Genomic DNA, 18,708 nt, shown 5'->3' with positions numbered 1-18,708 from the left:
CCTATTACGGCAGATAGGAATTCTATTAATCACAAAGAACAGGCAAAATAAATGCTATTAAGAACCATTTACATTTATAATGCTGCAAACTCACTTTTAATATCGATTTTTTCTCTGTGATTGTAAGGATGCCTTAATGCTCCGCCGTTTCTTCTCTTATTACGCTCCCTACAAAGGGCTTTTCTATCTGGATTTTGGTTGTGCGATTCTAGCTGGGTTGTTGGAACTGAGCTTTCCGATGGCGGTAAAACTGTTCATTGATAAACTGCTGCCCAATCAAGATTGGGCACTCATTGTCTGGGCGGCAACAGGGCTACTACTTATTTACCTACTCAATACTGCATTGATGGCAGTCGTGAACTATTGGGGCCATGCACTCGGTGTCGGTATCGAAACCGACATGCGCCGTCAGGCATTCAGTCATCTGCAAAAGCTATCATTTAGCTATTACGATAATGTGAAGACCGGCCATATTATTACTCATGTCACGAAGGACCTTGAGGAAGTTGGGGAAATTGCCCATCACGGCCCAGAGGATCTTTTCATTGCTGTCATGACATTTATTGGCGCGTTTATCCTGATGGCCTCAGTCCATTTGCCACTGGCCATGCTCACAATCTTCATTGTGCCGTTTATGACATACCTGGTCAGCCGTTACGGTGCACAAATGACCGAAACGTGGCGCAGGCTATTTGGTCAGGTAGGTAACTTTAATGCCCGCATTGAAGAAAGTATCGGTGGTATTCGTGTGGTGAAAGCTTTCGCTAACGAATCTCACGAAAAGAAATTATTTGCCAAAGATAACGAAGACTACCGCACCACTAAACTACGGGCTTACCGCATCATGACCACCAGTATGACGATGAGCTACCTGAGTACTCGTCTGGTGCAGTTGATTGTGATGGTAGTCGGAACCTGGTATGTGGTTAATGATCAATTAAGTTACGGCGGCTTTGTCGGTTTTCTACTGTTAGTCGAGGTCTTTTTCCGCCCAGTGGCCAAAATAACCTCGGTGCTAGAAAGCTATCCGAAAGGGATCGCCGGTTTCAAACGATTTACTCAACTGATTGATACATTGCCTGATATTGTCGATAAGCCAAATGCGCGCCCCGTCGGCCATCTGCACGGTGATATTTGCTATCAAAATGTCAGTTTTGGTTATTCAGCGCAGCATAAGATTTTTACTGATTTGAATTTGCAAATTCGTGCCGGTGAAACAGTCGCTTTCGTTGGGCCATCAGGGGCGGGCAAAACCACATTATGCTCATTGTTGCCCCGTTTCTATGAACTTGATGATGGTATAATTACAATTGATGGCATTAATATTCGTGATATGACACAAGAATCACTGCGCAACAATATCGGTATTGTACAGCAGGATGTTTTCTTATTCGGCGGATCTATTCGTGAGAATATTGCCTATGGCAAGCTGGATGCCAGTGATGACGAAATCATGGCTGCCGCACAACAAGCTCGATTGGATGAGCTGATTGAAAGCTTGCCAGATGGCCTTGATACTGTGGTGGGTGAGCGAGGTGTAAAATTATCCGGTGGTCAGAAACAGCGGCTATCTATTGCACGTATTTTCCTGAAAAATCCGCCTATTTTGATTCTAGACGAAGCCACATCTGCCCTGGATACCGCCACAGAACAGGCCATTCAGTTGGCATTGACTGAATTATCTCAGGGCCGAACCACCTTGGTTATTGCACACCGCTTAGCCACCATTCAAAATGCCGATCGCATCATTGTGGTTGATAAAGAAGGCATTGTAGAACAAGGTGATCATCACGAACTACTTGCCCGTAAAGGGGCTTATGCTAAGTTGCATAATGCCCAGTTTAGTGCCGCCTGAGGCCAGGTAAAAACCCACCCGCAGATGGGCTCGAATGGTAAACTGGAGGAAAATTCAGCCAAAGCCATTCCATCGCGGGCTTAAATAGGGTACAAGGACGCCATGAAAATTCCAAAACGAATCCAACCGCTGGTTGATGACGGCTTGGTTGACGAAGTCATCCGTCGTTTAAAAAGTGGCAAAGAAGCTGATGTGTATGTTGTCCGTTGTGGGCAGGACATCCGCTGCGCTAAAGTTTACAAAGAAGCTGAGAACCGTAATTTCAAGCAAGCGGTTCAATATCAGGAAGGCCGTAAAGTTCGCAATAGTCGTGATGCCCGCGCCATGGCGAAAGGCTCTAAATTTGGCCGTAAGCAACAAGAAGAAACCTGGCAAACCGCCGAGGTAGACGCGCTGTACCTGCTCGCAAATGCTGGTGTCCGTGTGCCACAACCTTATGCTTGCCTTGACGGTGTTCTGCTTATGGAGCTGGTGACTGATGAGGATGGGCTAGCTGCCCCTCGCCTGAGTGACGTCCCGTTTAGTAAAGAGCAAGCCCTGATTGACCATGCAATCATGATCCGTTATGTCGTTCGGATGCTGTGCGCCGGTTTGGTCCATGGTGATTTGTCAGAGTTTAATGTCTTAATCGATAAAGACGGCCCGGTCATTATTGACTTACCACAAGCCGTCAATGCTGCTGCCAATAACCATGCGAAAGCTATGCTGGAGCGGGATGTCGCTAATATGACGCACTATTATGGTCAATATGCCCCAGAATTGCTTAATCGTAAGTATGCCAAAGAGATGTGGGCACTTTATGAAGATGGCAAACTACATCCCGAAACGGTGTTGACTGGCGAATTTGCGGAAAGTACTAAAATTGTTGATGTTGAGGGCGTGCTGGAAGAGATCCAGGCCGTCATAGAGGAAGAGCAAGAACGTCTGCGTGAAGCTCAAGACCCTTATTAGTCTGCCCAATATACCCATTTGTCATGATAAAAAGAGTAAGTGAAATTCGGCATACTGCTGTTTCACTTACTCTATTTAAATTTATATTTTTTGTTATATGCCGAACACTATGGGGCTCTCCCTGCCCCATTGATTATTAAGCATGCTCCATATATCGGCATGGGACGATCAAGTCAAAGCAGCAGCCTCAACTCGGTTTTTCCCGCTTATTTTAGCTCGATATAATGCTTTATCCGCAGCATCTGACAGATCTTTTGCCGATAGGTGTTCACCCGGATCAGAAACGGATGCCACCCCCACACTTATCGTCACTCGCCCTGGGGGAGACATCGCATGAGGAATATCCAACTCCTCAATGGAATGACGCATACGTTCAGCAATCGCCTTCGCATCTGTCAACGTGCTCGGTGCCAGCAAGACAATAAACTCTTCCCCCCCATAACGCGCCAGAATATCTGAACCACTACGGATCGATTTTGATAATGTCTCGACAATAGACTGCAAGCAAACATCCCCCATGGCATGGCCATAGAGGTCGTTAAAACTTTTGAAGTTGTCAAAATCAATCATTAGAATAGAAATGGGCCCACCTTCAATTCGATACTTCTTCCAGGCTCGTTGATAGAGTTCATCGAAATGGCGGCGATTTGCCACCCCAGTCAATACATCGGTTTGTGACAGGGCTTTTAGGATCGATTCAGACTGTTTAAGTTCTGTGATATCAAAAAATGAACCATACCAGATGACGGACCCATCATCCTGCCGCGTCGGGAAAGACTCGCCGTGGATCCAATGTATCCCTATCCCCGGCAATACAACGCGAAAATCGCAGCGCCAAACCGATAAATTCTGCTGCGAAATAGCAACAGCCTGTCTTAGCATATCCATATCATCAGTATGAACGCGGCTGAATAAGGGATTTTTTTCACGGGGGACATGTAGAACATCAGCAGGCGAAAGATCGAATATTTTACGAACACCCTCACTACAATATTTAAAATAAGACTCACCGTCATCATTCAAATAATAAGCATAAATCATCGCCGGTAAGTTTTTGGTTAACCGGTCCATCATTTGCTTACTTTCTTCCAATTCTATCAGTAAGGATTTTCTTTCCGAAACATCAGAAATGACACTGATATAACCAACAATTTCGCCAGTATCTGACATTATTTCATGAACACTGAGCGCTCCCCAGAAACGTTCACCATTTTTACGCTGATAACACCATTCACTGGCATTACGTCGGTTAAGTAATAAATAGTCCAGCTTAGTTTGAGTGTCACCATCTTCTGGGATATGTAATATATCAGATATAGGACGTCCTAGGACTTCCTCCTTAGAATAGCCAAACATACGCTCTGCTCCCACATTAAATATCGTGATGCAGTTATCTAAGTTAGTTGTGATGATTGCAACCTGCTTCTCAGCATTCAGTAGCACATCCAGTTGTAGATTAGATAATTCATTCTTCTCATTCTCTCTCCTCATTGGCTCACCTCTAAGGTGCCTGCCAAATACTTTTTTGATAAAAAAACTCAGGCAGCTATGATAAAAAGAAAATAAAGACATACAGATAAATCACCTATCATTTAAAATATAAAGTAAAAATAGAAAAGAATCACTTATCCTCATAAATGATAATACTGAAATTATAACACAGACCAATGAGTCAGTGTAGATCTGCAAAAATGATGAATTTTATTTGATAAATAATGACATCCCTCTTGATAAAGTCATTACAAATTAATACCAAAAAAACTGAGACGGCAATTTGCCATGATAATATATAATTTTTATTTAACAGTCCGGGCAAAAATGAAGGCGTCACTTTTGATTTGTATGTTCGCAGTATTACTATTAAGTAATGTTACCAACGGTGCCAAATAACCTGTTAATAAACAACTGGCGAATAAACAAGTTTAGATACAATCTGGTGAGAACTGCTAACTTCCCTCTGAACCATCAAGATGTTTATCCACCAAAGGTGGCAACTCACTCATGATGGCAAACACCTCTTTTCATTTCCCACGGGGAAAAAATATTAATGGTGAAATGATTTATCTATCAATATAGGGGGCGATTTATAACCGCAGATAGATTCAACCCAATATAACTTTATTTATCTGCTTTTTATTATCAAATCAATAACAGCATAATATATAAAAAACCAAATACTATTCACAGCAAACCATTCCAATAGAAGTAAATTAGAAGAAACATAAAAAAACATTTTCATTTTTTATGGTAAAAAACAAACATATAATCACTTTAAACTTAAATACAGCACTCAATTTAATTGGTTTTACCTCATTAACTCAATATTCCACCTGGCAAGATATGATTTTATAATCCATGCTAAACAAGGAAACAGTCTAATATTTATACATCAAGACTATCAAGTTCAAGGTAATATAAAAATAAGGATATAATTATGTTTTATAAGTCACTAGCTAATATTATTATTTCAGCAACGTTGGTTACCACCATGAGTGCGGTATTTGCCGCATCGTCTCCTACAACCCCGAACGATATGAGTTGTAAAGAGTTTCTTGATCTTAATCCCAAAAGCATGACACCCGTTGCTTTCTGGATTCTCAACCAAGATACCCAGTATAAGAACGGGGATAGTGTTGATTTTCAGGAAGTAGATACCGTATATACACCCAAAATAATTGATATCTGTAAGAAATCGCCGGATAAAAAAGTATTAGAGATAAAAAAACGATTGTAACGGCAGCCAAACAGCCATTGCCATATAATTACTAGCGTCACCTTCATGAGGTGGGGCTATTATGTGTTCTTAACTATTATTTTTAGGGATAGGATATGTTAAAAAAAATCATGTTGGTCTCACTACTAATATTTCCTGTCAGCCAAGCTTTGGCGGTTGACTGTAAAAATGCAATGACTCAACTGGATATGAATCAATGTGCCAATGCAGATTACAAAAAAGCCGATGCCGAGCTTAATCGAACTTATAAAGAGGTCCTTGCCAAAACACCAATGGTTCAGCGAGCATTACTGAAAAGTGCCCAACTGACCTGGATAAAATTCCGTGATGCCGACTGCACCTTTCAGGCATCAGCTACTGAGGGAGGTTCGGTCCATCCCATGATTATCTCGGCTTGTTTAACCCGCAAAACCGAAGAACGTATCGCACAGCTAAAATCCTATCTTAACTGCCCTGAAGGGGATTTAAGCTGCCCACTCTAGCCTTCAACAGACATTCGCATCAGCAGAGACTCGCTATAACTGCCTTTGCCGCATGAGAGAAGGGGTTAGTCCATAAGCCGCTTTAAAGCAGTTACTGAAGTGGCTGGCCGAGCTAAAACCGCATTCCAAAGCAATATGAATAAGCGACATCATACTGTGCCTCAATAATTGTTCAGCACGACCTAAACGAATCTTCAGCACAAACTGGTGTGGCGTCAGCCCAGTACTTTGTTTAAACATCCGGGCAAAATGGAACTCACTCAACCCGGCCTGCCCGGCCAAGTCTGATAATAGCAACGGCTGAGACAGATGAGCGTCGATATACTCTTTTACCCGTTTTAATACTACTGGCGCTAAACCACCGCGAATGGCAGGCATCGCCCATTGTAACTGAGTATAATTTTTCAGTAGATGGGTCATCAGCAAAGTCGCAGCACTACTGAGCGCCAAATGGTTTGCCTGTTCTTGCCAGTTACAGTTCAACAAAAACTGGCGATACAGTAACGTTATGTGTGGATCCTCAGCGAAAGTCCGTTCGTCAACCTGAATAGATTGAGGGCTCCGTTCCCAGATTTGCTCCGCTAATTGGCGCAAATGTTCATCGGTACAATACAAATGTACGAATGATAAATCGTCGCGCACATCCCAACTGGATAAACTGCCCTTTGGCATAATACAAAAACGATCCGGTCCACCACCGTTTTTCCATCCTGCAGGCGTTTTGTGGTAGCACTCATAACCATCCGCAACATAGAGGCTTAGCGTGTGGTGGTCTGGGCTTTCTTGAGTAACGCAATCATCGCGATTTGACCAGGCAGCCAATTGAATACCCGAGCCGAGTTGCACACAATCATGCAAGCGAGCTTTATGTTCTCTTAGGGTTTCAAAGGCTTGATACCGTTCCAACATCGCACTGAGTTCCTGTAGTAAAGCGGATGAAACCAGTTTAATGACTTGCTGTGCGGCAAACCATATTTTCCCATTATTTATCTCAAAAATGCGCAAGATTTTGCAATTCAGAGCAAGCCACTGAAAGCCTCCCACTGCTAGATATCTGATACTGAGGTTTTCCAGAAGTCATGAGAAACACCATGAATGCGCTGCTTTATTTTTTAGTTGTATTGATTTGGGGCACAACGTGGATTGCCATCACCCTACAGCAACAAGGGGATGTCGCCATTACGGTATCAATATTCTATCGGTTTACTTTGGCAGCCGGTGCCATGATGTTGGTGTTATTACTCACTCGCCGTTTGCGCCCTCTCGCAATGCGTGATCATCTTTTTTGCGTAGCACAGGGATTCTGCGTTTTTGCTTTCAATTTTTACTGTTTCTATCATGCAGCGGCCTTTATCAGCAGTGGTCTGGAATCGGTTATTTTCTCAATGGCAGTTCTGTTTAATGCCGTCAATAGCATGATTTTCTTCCGCCAACGCTTCAGTCCTAACCTTCTACCAGCCAGTATTCTTGGGATGATTGGTATTGTTGCTTTGTTTTGGCAAGATTTAACCGCAGCACACATCGCGCCAGAGTTACTTAAAGGCATTGGCCTAAGTCTGTTGGGTACCTACGGTTTTTCACTGGGGAATATGATTAGCAGCCGTCATCAACGGCGTGGATTAGATATTCTTTCAACCAATGCCTATGCGATGACTTATGGCGCAATACTGATGGGGTTTTTCAGTCTGATTCAGCATCAATCTTTTACTCTCGAACTCACCGTAAGTTACCTTGGTTCATTATTGTATCTGGCAATTTTCGGTTCAGTTATTGCCTTTGCTGCCTACTTCAGCTTAATTGGCCGCATCGGCGCCAGTGGTGCAGCTTACAGCACATTATTATTCCCTTTGGTGGCGCTAACCATTTCCACCCTCTATGAAGACTATCACTGGCACCTGAATGCCATTATCGGCTTGATCCTTATTCTCTTGGGCAACCTGGTGATGTTCTCTCGACCAGGCATGGTGCAATCTTGGTTTAAGCGGCCATCACTGGGATAATATCTCATCTTGTCAGTCACCTTTTGTTGGCGGACTAATTTTATCTGAAGGTGTTTGTGACTTTAATAAACACCTTTCATCAAGACTCAACTGACCGAAACCCTCATGAAACGCTGAACAGTTATCACTGACTCATATTTTACGTCATATCATCTAATGTAACTTTCCGTAGGATTTGTGATTTACTGTAAATAAAAAACCATCATTTACAGCATAAAGAAAAAAATACAGCCAACCAATGTTAATATAATGATAATGCTTTCCTGAACAAAAAATCACTTAAGGGTTTATTTTGTTATAAACAGCAAAATTTAAAAATAACACCCTGATATATAAGACAAAATAAATCATCAAAATAAAGAATATTCCTACAAAACACACCCTCCATTCTTATTTTCATTTATCCCTCATCTGTTATTGTCGACCATAAGCATTATTTACAACATTACTCAGCATTCATTAAAAACATTAATTTAATGTTAGGCAAGTAATTAACATTTTCAATAACCCCCTTTAGGCATGTGTTAACACATGAGTTGATGATCATTTGTAATTTGTTTAATAAGGTATCGCAAGATAATGATTTATAAGAAAACACTTACACTCAGCATATATTTAGCTCTGGCAGGCACCGTTAGTGCCGCGCCAGCCACTACAATTGTCAAAGATATTAACACATTAACAATTAATGGCGGTGCTGTTAACGTTAATAATCAATTTGGTATTTCAGCACTAGACAATGATGCTTTCACATATATGGGAGATATCAGTGTAATTCAAAATATTACGGCACCTTTTTCTTCTACCCCAGTCGCCATTAGTATCTTTAACAGTATTGCAAACTTTGGCAAAACTGATGTGGTCGTTAATATAGATAGTGGCGTGACGGGCAGCTATGTTACCGGGCTACGGCTAAAAAATGGCAGTGCGGCAACACCCGAATTAGCCGCTACAATTACCGCAGAGTTAGGTGCAGGCTCCACAATTACACTTAATGGTAATGATGCTCTCACGCTATATGGTGTTAACCTTGAAGGCGGACCATATACCAGTGCTATGCTCGTTCCTGATATGAAAGCTTATCTCAACGAAGATACGACTATCACGTTGAATAATGCCGGAAAAAACTCAGCGGGTATTTACGCTTATATCGCGGGCACAGAGGTGAATACTAAAGATGGATTAACAGTAAATGTTAATACTGAAAGTAATGCGTCAATTTATGGTGTTCGTTCTCAAGGTGGAACTGTGTCGGCCCCGATAGGGGGAACGATAGCCCTCAACGGAACGTCGGTGATCAATTTGGTCAATGGGGGTTCAGGCTCAACCGGGATTCTGGCTAATGCATCAGGCTCCACTATCACAGGTTCAAAAGAAGTTACGATAAATAACACCACCGCAGATAGCACTGCAACCCTCTATGGAGCATGGGCTAACGGCGGAAACGTTAATTTTCAAGGCCCTACCAACGTGACACTGACCGGAGGAAACGCCACTTCTTCAGCTATTTTGGCTTCCCAGAAAGGGGAATTAACCCTCACTGGCGGCACGATAAATGCACTAAATGCCCGTGCATTTTATGTCACCGGACAAGACAGTATCATCACGGGTAATGCCGCCCAATATGATATTACCGGATCACTGTTATCCGCTTCTGGCGGGGTGTTGAATTTATCAATGGCCGATAGTTCAACGTTTACTGGAATCTCTGAGCTTGGTACCACACCAGGAACAACTAACCTGAATATATCCGGGGTAAATAGTCTGTGGAATATGACGGGGGATTCCACAGTAACCTCGTTAAATTTATATGATGGGGCCACTGTTAACTATGTGAATAACAGTGCAATGTTTAAAAACCTCACTGTCACCGGTAATTATCATGGCGACGGTGGTTATCTCTCTTTCAATACGGTTCTGGGAGATGACACCTCAGCGACGGATAAACTGATTGTTGAGGGTGATACTTCAGGCAATACTTTTGTAAAAGTCAATAATGCGGGTGGCAGTGGAGCACAGACCCTCAATGGAATTGAACTAATTACTGTTGCAGGTACTTCTGGTGGGGAGTTCATTCAAGATGGGCGTATTGTCGCTGGAGCCTATGACTATTATCTGGGCCGGGGAGAAGGAAGTCAGTCTGGCAATTGGTATTTAAATAGTGGGTATGCTGCAGCCGCTGTGGACCCTGGTTTACCGGATGATACTGTAACTACCCCTACACCTGGCACCATGGTAGAACGTCCTGAAGCCAGCGGCTATAGTGCCAACCTGGCAGCCGCCAACAATATGTTCGTGACTCGGTTACATGACCGCTTAGGGGAAACTCAGTATATCGATGCACTGACCGGGGAGCAGAAAGTTACCAGCTTATGGTTACGCAACGAAGGTGGTCATAATCGCTCTCGTGATACGCAAGACCAACTCAGCACCCAAAGCAATCGTTACGTCGTACAGTTAGGCGGGGACATTGCACAGTGGAGTAATAATGGATTAGATCGTTTCCATTTGGGTGTGATGGCGGGTTACGGTAATAGTAAAAGCCGGACAGAATCGCAGTTATCCGGTTATAGCGCCCGTGCATCGGTGGACGGTTATAGCACCGGGATATATGGCACTTGGTATGCTAACGATGCAGACAAAACCGGCTTGTATGTGGATAGCTGGGCACAATACAGCTGGTTTAATAACACCGTAAATGGCCAAGGTCTGGTCACAGAAGAGTACAAATCCAAGGGCATAACTGCATCTGTAGAAAGCGGCTATACCTTTAAAGTCGGCGAAAATGCAGCAAAAAATGCCACTTACTTTATTCAACCAAAAGCTCAGATCACCAGAATGGGAGTCAAAGCAAACGACCATACAGAAGCTAATGGGACAAAGGTATCCGGTGAAGGAAATGGCAATATCCAGACTCGTTTGGGGGTAAAAGCCTTTATGAACGGATATGCCGATCAGGATAAAGACCAGGATCGTATGTTCCAGCCCTTTGTTGAAACCAACTGGATCCACAATACTAAAGACTTTGGCACCACTATGAATGGCATCAGCGTGAAACAAGACGGCGCCGCGAATATTGCAGAACTGAAGCTGGGGGTAGAAGGTCAGTTGAGCAAAAAAGTAAATGTGTGGGCCAATGTAGGCCAGCAGGTTGGCAGTAAAGGTTATAGTGATACCGCCGTGATGTTAGGGGTAAAATACAACTTCTGATTATTTAACTGTATCGGGATAAAGCCACTGGGTTAATCATACTCAGTGGCTATTTTTTTCACGTTTTTTTTCAAAAGATAAATATAGAAACCGCTCTCCTCGGCTCCGCCGTCATTCAAAAGATTAAGGATTGCCAGGTACCGAAAGTCCCTAAAACCTCACTGGCCCGTGCCGAGTAGACGCCGAACTGCGCAATAAATAAAATAAGCATTATTGCTTTTTATACCCGAAATTTAACTATTTCGATCTTGGCTTGGGATAGAGGCGAGGAATTTAGTATTTTTAGGATGCCAGTGATGGCTCAAGGCGTTATCTTGACGGTACCCAAATAGAAACCCAAAGTCAGTAGTGTTGCAGGTAGGTAGAAAATACACCCGCGGCGCTAAGGATAAAGGGTAAAACCTTAGAGGAATAATTCATGTTCGTCGTCACCCTCACTTACCACCAACCTATCGAAGTTGTTGAACCCCTCACTGAGAGCCATAAAGAGTGGCTAAAAAAGTATTATGCGCAAGGGGCCTTTATTGCATCAGGCCGTAAAGTGCCGCGTACCGGTGGTATTATTTTGGCGAAAAGTATTGCCCGTGAAGAGTTGGATAAAATATTGGCAGAAGATCCGTTTAATGCGGTGGCCCATTACGAGGTGGTCGAGTTTATTCCCTCGATGGCAATCGAGTCAGTTGCAGCATTAAAAACACTGTAATGACCGTGCCGACCAGCAATAATAACGGCCATGGTCGATGCCATGGCCTACTGTTATTAGGCCTCAGCAGATTTGCGCTCCACAGAGGGTGAAGCTACCCGCTGTTGCCGCTGTTCCATAATACGATGCAGATTTTCCTCTAGCCACAGCGTCAACCCTTCAACCTGCTCTTGAACTTCTTTCCCAAGTGGCGTCAGCTTATATTCCACATGGGGTGGTACCACCGGATAAGCAATACGGTCAATAAAACCATCTTCTTCAAGGTGTTGTAGCGTCTGAGCCAGCATTTTTTCACTAACCCCACCAATTTTGCGCCTTAACGCACTAAAGCGCAGGGTTTCATTGCTCAAAGCAATCAGTATTAAGACCCCCCAACGACTAGTGACACGCTTAAGTACCTCTCTTGAAGGACAATCTACATTAAGCAGTTCACCGCGCCGGACCTGTTCCGGAAACGAAATATTGCCATCCACATTTTGCGACTTCATTATTTTCACACTAACCTTTTGGTGCGTACTTACTTAAAGTTAGTATATTGCATATGATGATCTTAAGGGCAGCTTTTTTGACGAATAATAGGGTATTTATTCTTAAAAACAGCGCGCCACCTTTCCCATAATATAAAATTTGGAGCCTTACTATGATCGCAGTAACCGGAGCCACAGGCCAACTAGGCCGCCTTGTTATCGATGCATTACTTAAAAAAGTCCCTGCCAGTGAAATCATTGCCGCCGTCCGTAATCCTGAGAAAGCCAGTGATTTGGCCGCGTTAGGGCTTCAGGTACGTAAAGCCGATTATAGCCAACCCGCCACATTGGATGCCGCCTTCCAAGGGGTGGACAAACTGCTGTTAATCTCATCGAGTGAAGTCGGACAACGGGTTACCCAACATACTGCGGTAATCAATGCCGCCAAGCACGCTGGGGTCAAACTGCTGGCCTATACCAGCTTATTACATGCCGACACCAGCGTTCTGGGATTAGGCGAAGAGCACCGTGCCACCGAAGCATTGCTGCATAAATCAGGTCTGCCGGTGGTGTTGTTGCGTAATGGCTGGTACACCGAGAACTACGCCGCCAGTATCGCCCCCGCCGTAGCTCATGGTGCCTTTATTGGGGCGGTAGGGAATGGCCGTATCGCTTCTGCCGCGCGTGAAGATTATGCCCAAGCCGCCGCCGCCGTGCTGACCCAAGAAGACCAAGCTGGCAAGGTGTATGAATTAGCGGGTGATGATAGCTACACATTGGCTGAGTTCTCGGCTGAAATTGCCCGTCAATCAGGTAAGCCGGTGGTATACAAAGATTTATCGGAAACAGACTTCAAGCAAGCGCTGATCAGTGCCGGATTGCCTGAGGGCTTCGCCAGCATGTTGGCAAATTCTGATGCTGGCGCGGCTAAAGGCGGGTTATTTGATGACAGCCATACATTGAGCAAGCTTATTGGTCGCCCTACTACACCTTATGCCAAGGTGATTGCCGCGACTCTTGCTGCACTTTAACACTCGGATCGCACTCTAAATATTGTCTCTATCCTGATGACCGGTAACCATCGGCTACCGGTCACACTTAGCCATGATATTAACGCTTCGCCGCATCCAGTGCTTGAGCCAGGTCATTGATAATATCGTCGATATGCTCAATACCAATTGATAACCGCACCATATCCCGCGGCACGCCCGCCTTAACCAGTTCTTCATCATTAAGTTGGCGATGTGTGGTGGACGCCGGATGGCAAGCTAGTGATTTGGCATCACCAATATTTACCAGCCGCACAACTAAATTCAGCGCGTCAATAAATCGCCCACCCGCTTCCTGACCACCATGGATACCAAATGACAGTATCGCCGCAGGTTTACCACCAAAATAACGCTGAGCCAATTCATGTTCTGGATGGTCGGGTAAACCGGCGTATTTGACCCAACTGACTTGCGGATGATTGTTTAAGTAATGGGCCACTTTCAGCGCGTTTTCAGTATGGCGTTCCATACGCAACGCCAAGGTTTCCAGTCCCTGCAAAATCAAGAATGCGTTGAACGGAGATAGCGCCGCGCCAGTATTACGCAGTGGCACAACCCGGCAACGACCAATGTAAGCGGCGGCACCGAATTGCTCGGTATAAGTTACGCCATGGTATGACGGATCCGGAGTATTAAGCTGTGCAAATCGTTCAGGATATTGTGCCCAAGGGAATTTGCCGGAGTCCACCACGATACCACCAATGCTGGAACCATGGCCGCCGATGTATTTAGTTAATGAATGAACCACAATATCGGCGCCATGCTCAAAAGGTCGGCAAAGAATCGGTGTCGCGACAGTATTATCCACAATCAGCGGGACACCGTGGCGGTGAGCAGCATCAGCCAATTTTTTCAAATCAACAATATTACCGGCGGGGTTACCAATAGATTCACAAAAAACCGCTTTTGTCCGGTCATCGATTAAAGCTTCCAATGCTTCAATATCATCATGATCGGCAAAACGAGTCTCTACACCATAACGCGGTAATGTATGAGCCAGTAAATTGTAAGTTCCGCCGTACAACTTGGCTACTGAGACAATGTTATCCCCAGCTTCAGCAATGGTTTGAATAGCATAGGTAATGGCCGCCATTCCTGATGCCACCGCCAGCGCCGCAACGCCACCCTCCAGTGCCGCAACCCGTTGTTCTAAAACATCATTGGTCGGATTCATGATGCGGGAATAAATATTGCCCGCCACTTTTAAATCAAATAAATCAGCCCCATGTTGGGTATCATCAAAGGCAAAAGAAGAGGTTTGATAAATAGGCACCGCAACCGCTTTGGTCGTTGGGTCTGGCGAATAACCGGCATGAATAGATAATGTTTCTAATTTCATTCTTTATCCTTTATTTAGATGACAATACCGAGAGTTATGGCGTGATAAACCCTGCTGCGGCTCCCTGGTTAGACAGAAGATTGACTGACAACAAAGGTAACAGATAGATTCTCAATAGCGCGTTTAACAATAGTGGAATTAATGAACGACACCTACAGCCTAAAAACAATTATTTAGCTATTAATTATAATCAAATATTATCGACATGCTGCTCAAGCGTATCAGTGATGACCTAAACAGCGCGCGTGAATCAGCCCAGGAAAACATCAATAGTAATCCGTACACCTATACCACAGCAGTGGCGGATTTCTGAATGCCATAGGGTAGCAGGCCTTTTTATCTAAACATCGCGGCAGAGTTTGGAACTCTGGGCAGAATCCCCCTCACCATCCCCATCATTGTCCTTTTGTTAGCGCAATGAGATGACAGGGCTTTGTATCAGGGTGTAGCCTTTGGTGGATGAAAAGCGTCAAACTATAAACAGAGGCTTGATCTCACTGGAGCATAGAAAAGGAATATTATGAGTGAATTTACCGGTTTTACTCAGGATGGTCTGACATTTTTACAACAGATTAGTCAGAACAACAACAAGGAGTGGTTCGAAGAGCATCGCGATATCTATGATAGGCACCTGCTGCAACCCATGCGAGAACTGGTGACTGATTTAAGCTCTGATATGCTGATGATTGATGAATTGTTTGAAACTCGCCCAGCGATTGGTAAGACCATTTCCCGCATGAACCGCGATACTCGTTTTTCTCATGACAAATCTCTCTATCGCAATAATCTGTGGCTGACATTCAAACGATCGCGTAAAAACTGGACTGACGCGCCAACCTACTTTTTTGAGTTTGGCCCAGACTGGTGGCGCTATGGACTGGGTTATTACAGTGCCTCGAAAACCACAATGGACCTTTTTCGGCAACAGTTGGCGCGCGCGCCAGCTGACTTCCTCAAGATAGCTGAATGTATTCATCCCAACTTCTCTATTGAAGGCGAAAGTTATAAACGGCCATTGATTAAAGATCAACCGCCAGAGTTGGCGGCCTGGTACAACAAAAAATCGTGGGCATTAATTAGCCATCATAGAAATATGGATACATTATTTTCTGCACAATTGGTTGATATTTTGAGCAAAGATTTTAAGCGCCTCTCACCTATCTATAATTTCCTGATGAAAATCGAGGGAATGAAGAAAAGTCACCATACCTTCGATTAGCCGTAAATTTTTTCGGTATCCACGACTTGTATTAGCATTGTTTATCCCTGCAACTGCAGGGATTCCTTTATGCTTAATTAGTATTGTTTAGATTATTCTCTAAGAGGGTTGTAACAAATAATTATTATAAAATTCATAATTAACATCATAGTGAACTAACCCTCCAGTAACCACCATATTATTTAACCTTTAAGTAAAATTTACACATGTTTCATCAAGGTTGTAGATAAATAGTTCAGCAAATAAACATCCATTTACAGCCCTCACCAATCAATCATTAATCCACCGAGAGAAACTAAACTCAATCCATTGTTATTAAAGGATTATATTAGTTCCATTTTATTTAAAACACCCATCAATAGTTAAATATAAATAATAAATTCGGTTTATCTAATCATTAATAAATTAAGACCGTCGCCCCAAAAAAGTGCAACAAGACTAATAATCAGCACTATTATGGTGAATTAATAATTTAATAAATAAAGGTATAAAGTTTTATCTAATGATGCCGATTACCGTTAATAGTTATTATATTTACCTGTCATCAGGGAACTCCCCCATTTACTGAGGTTATTATGAGAGTCAACAAGCCTGTCAGTCGGCAGGAGTATCCCATTGGAAGCGATACCACTCTGCAATCAACTACTGATATTCATGGGAATATCGCCTATGCCAATGCCGCCTTTGTTCGCGCCAGTGGCTTTGAATATCAAGACTTGCTGGGGCAACCTCATAATGTGGTGCGGCACCCAGAGATGCCACCCGCCGCGTTTGCTGATATGTGGCAAACCTTACACGACGGGCTTTCCTGGTCCTCATTGGTAAAGAATCGCCGTAAAAATGGTGACTATTATTGGGTTCGCGCCAATGCGACCCCCTTACGCCATGATGGCCGATTAACCGGGTATATTTCGGTGCGAATTGCACCAACCCGCGAGGAGATTAAACAAGCCGAGGCACTGTATGCCGATTTTAACTCTGGCAAGGCAAAACAGCGCCATATCGCGCTATATCGTGGCTTAATTGTTCGCACCGGCTGGCGCTCTTTATTCTCAATATTCCAAACCCTGCCGCTGCGCTGGCGTTTGCGCGGTGCATTATTCGGGGCCGCAGTGCTGCCAACTGTCGCCGCTGGCGTGATGGGGATGACGGCCATGCCACTGTTGGTTATGGGTGGCGTGACCCTTGCCAGTAGCATAATCACTTCGTTTTGGTTGGAGCGTCAGGTGGCCCGCCCAATAGCGGCTATCTTACAGCAAGCGCAAGATGTCTCTTCCGGGCAGGCCGGTAATTATGTGCAGCTAAATCGCATTGATGAAATTGGCTATTTGATGCGTAGCGTCAATCAGCTGGGATTGAATCTCCGCTCTTTGACCGATGACGTCGGTGGTCAGGTTGATGGTATTAATACCGCCAGCAGTGAAATTGCCGCCGGAAATCGTGAGTTAAAAGCACGAACAGAGCAGGCTACCGCTAACTTACAGCATATTGTGAGTGCGACTGAACAACTGGTCGCCACTGTACAAAACAGTGCCAATACCGCGAACGAGACCACCTCACTGGCAGAAATGAGCAGTCATGCCGCCGAACAAGGCAGCGAGTTAATGCATCAGGTCATTGAAACTATGGGATCGATTAATGATTCCAGCCATCGTATTGTCGATATTATCAGTGTGATTGAGGGTATTGCTTTCCAGACCAATATTCTCGCGCTCAACGCGGCAGTTGAGGCTGCCAGAGCCGGTGAACAAGGCCGAGGTTTTGCGGTGGTTGCCAGCGAAGTACGCCATTTGGCACAACGTTCTTCCACGGCGGCGAAAGAGATTAAGCACTTGATCGAGACCAGTGTAGAGCGAGTGCGCGATGGTAGCACTTTGGTCCAAAATGCTGGGGCGACCATGGATAATATTGTCAAGCAGGCAGGCCAGGTCTCCACTCTGATCAGTGAAATTAGCACCTCAACCCATGAACAAACACAAGCACTGGGCCAAATTAGCCAATCAATTAGCCAGTTGGACCAAATGACCCATCAGAATGCGGCAATGGTTGAACAATATGCCGGAGCGGCGGAAGAGTTGGCCCATCGGACTCTGCGCCTAACTGCCGCGGTTCGAATTTATCGGCCAGTCAAATGAGACCATTAATGACATCTTTTTTAAATGAAATCGGGTTGAGATAACCTGAATAAACCAAGGAGACCAGCACAACCACCCGCATATCTGTTATGGCCACTATGGCAGAGTATTCATCTGTCATAGCAATAAACAGAAACCCCGCTATAGTGGGTATGTGGTTATTCAATTATTAAATAAGGAGTTTTATGTCATCAATTAATCCAGCATCTGTTCGCGCTCAGCAAGGTGCAACCGATGCAAACTTACCTGGTGAAGATCATTTGATCGCCCATGAAGCTTTACTTGTCGCATTAATGGTTGAGTGTGCTAATGAGTCAGATAACGATCAATTTCTGTTCAGCGTCCGAGAGACGCTTAATGGGATCTTGAACTCCTCGCGTTATCTTGATGCCCACAAGATAGCCAGCGGCCTACTCGATGAGGCTGATGACAAAGCCAACCGTTAGCCTCCAGCCCTCTTTCACTGAGGGCTTTTTACTGATCACCCCTAAGCATTTTGAGCAGTTGATCAACACCTGCAAGAAAACGATAATCAATGAATAGTTGCAGCAATATAACCCATAA

The 18,708-nt window shown here is 44.2% G+C and carries 15 protein-coding genes; 11 read left to right on the top strand and 4 right to left on the bottom strand.

The genetic code is table 11. The annotated features are described in order from the left end of the window. Positions 1–136 precede the first annotated feature (136 nt). The gene (locus tag DJ58_RS14605; RefSeq protein WP_004709531.1) at positions 137–1,855 is read left to right on the top strand and encodes an ABC transporter ATP-binding protein; all 1,719 of its coding nucleotides are present in this window, start codon (positions 137–139) and stop codon (positions 1,853–1,855) included. Positions 1,856–1,957: 102 nt separating this feature from the next. Next, complete coding sequence (locus tag DJ58_RS14610; RefSeq protein WP_004709532.1) at positions 1,958–2,806, top strand: PA4780 family RIO1-like protein kinase; 849 nt, start codon at positions 1,958–1,960, stop codon at positions 2,804–2,806. Positions 2,807–2,974: 168 nt separating this feature from the next. Here the strand turns inward: DJ58_RS14610 and DJ58_RS14615 are convergent, their stop codons facing one another. Then, positions 2,975–4,378, bottom strand: coding sequence for a sensor domain-containing diguanylate cyclase (locus tag DJ58_RS14615; protein WP_004709535.1), 1,404 nt, complete (start codon positions 4,376–4,378; stop codon positions 2,975–2,977). Between the two features lie 862 nt (positions 4,379–5,240). Between DJ58_RS14615 and hdeB the strand changes: the two genes are divergently transcribed. Both hdeB and DJ58_RS14625 read left to right on the top strand, forming a co-directional pair. Further along, positions 5,241–5,540 carry an acid-activated periplasmic chaperone HdeB gene (gene hdeB, locus DJ58_RS14620; RefSeq protein ID WP_004709536.1) on the top strand — a complete coding sequence of 100 codons (300 nt, stop codon included), beginning with the start codon at positions 5,241–5,243 and terminating at the stop codon, positions 5,538–5,540. Positions 5,541–5,635: 95 nt separating this feature from the next. Continuing rightward, positions 5,636–6,022: a lysozyme inhibitor LprI family protein gene (locus tag DJ58_RS14625; protein WP_004709538.1), complete on the top strand. Its 387-nt coding sequence runs from the start codon at positions 5,636–5,638 to the stop codon at positions 6,020–6,022. 33 nt (positions 6,023–6,055) lie between these two features. Here DJ58_RS14625 and DJ58_RS14630 read toward each other — a convergent pair whose 3' ends face one another. Continuing rightward, positions 6,056–6,931, bottom strand: a complete 876-nt coding sequence (locus DJ58_RS14630; protein ID WP_032911199.1) for a helix-turn-helix domain-containing protein — start codon at positions 6,929–6,931, stop codon at positions 6,056–6,058. A 182-nt stretch (positions 6,932–7,113) separates the two neighbouring features. Between DJ58_RS14630 and DJ58_RS14635 the strand changes: the two genes are divergently transcribed. The 3 genes from DJ58_RS14635 (at position 7,114) to DJ58_RS14640 (ending at position 11,935) form a co-directional block, all read left to right on the top strand. Next, positions 7,114–8,022, top strand: coding sequence for a DMT family transporter (locus DJ58_RS14635; RefSeq protein WP_004709542.1), 909 nt, complete (start codon positions 7,114–7,116; stop codon positions 8,020–8,022). A 579-nt stretch (positions 8,023–8,601) separates the two neighbouring features. Next, on the top strand, positions 8,602–11,232 hold the full coding sequence (locus DJ58_RS0121670) for an autotransporter outer membrane beta-barrel domain-containing protein (RefSeq protein ID WP_004709544.1): 2,631 nt from the start codon (positions 8,602–8,604) through the stop codon (positions 11,230–11,232). Between the two features lie 418 nt (positions 11,233–11,650). Continuing rightward, entirely contained in the window at positions 11,651–11,935 is a 285-nt protein-coding gene (locus DJ58_RS14640; protein ID WP_004709547.1) for a YciI family protein, read from the top strand. 56 nt (positions 11,936–11,991) lie between these two features. On the opposite strand, the gene DJ58_RS14645 is transcribed toward DJ58_RS14640, so the two are convergent. Beyond that, positions 11,992–12,423 carry a winged helix-turn-helix transcriptional regulator gene (locus DJ58_RS14645; protein WP_370447123.1) on the bottom strand — a complete coding sequence of 144 codons (432 nt, stop codon included), beginning with the start codon at positions 12,421–12,423 and terminating at the stop codon, positions 11,992–11,994. 152 nt (positions 12,424–12,575) lie between these two features. Between DJ58_RS14645 and DJ58_RS14650 the strand changes: the two genes are divergently transcribed. Continuing rightward, positions 12,576–13,433, top strand: a complete 858-nt coding sequence (locus DJ58_RS14650) for an SDR family oxidoreductase (RefSeq protein ID WP_004709549.1) — start codon at positions 12,576–12,578, stop codon at positions 13,431–13,433. Positions 13,434–13,512: 79 nt separating this feature from the next. Here DJ58_RS14650 and DJ58_RS14655 read toward each other — a convergent pair whose 3' ends face one another. After that, positions 13,513–14,790, bottom strand: a complete 1,278-nt coding sequence (locus DJ58_RS14655) for a bifunctional O-acetylhomoserine aminocarboxypropyltransferase/cysteine synthase (RefSeq protein ID WP_004709552.1) — start codon at positions 14,788–14,790, stop codon at positions 13,513–13,515. 520 nt (positions 14,791–15,310) lie between these two features. On the opposite strand from DJ58_RS14655, the gene DJ58_RS14660 reads away from it, so the two are divergent. From DJ58_RS14660 to DJ58_RS14670, 3 genes are all read left to right on the top strand, one after another. After that, positions 15,311–16,009, top strand: coding sequence for a DUF2461 domain-containing protein (locus DJ58_RS14660; RefSeq protein WP_004709553.1), 699 nt, complete (start codon positions 15,311–15,313; stop codon positions 16,007–16,009). A 575-nt stretch (positions 16,010–16,584) separates the two neighbouring features. Beyond that, a complete protein-coding gene (locus tag DJ58_RS14665) occupies positions 16,585–18,144 on the top strand; it encodes a methyl-accepting chemotaxis protein (protein WP_004709555.1) in 1,560 nt (519 codons plus the stop codon). A 185-nt stretch (positions 18,145–18,329) separates the two neighbouring features. After that, complete coding sequence (locus tag DJ58_RS14670; protein ID WP_004709556.1) at positions 18,330–18,590, top strand: hypothetical protein; 261 nt, start codon at positions 18,330–18,332, stop codon at positions 18,588–18,590. The last annotated feature ends 118 nt before the right edge of the window (positions 18,591–18,708 follow it).

The sequence above is a fragment of the Yersinia frederiksenii ATCC 33641 genome, from assembly GCF_000754805.1.
Lineage (GTDB): Bacteria > Pseudomonadota > Gammaproteobacteria > Enterobacterales > Enterobacteriaceae > Yersinia > Yersinia frederiksenii.
The sequence above is the reverse complement of the archived record's forward strand: the minus strand, read 5'-3'. Positions and strand labels throughout refer to the sequence as shown.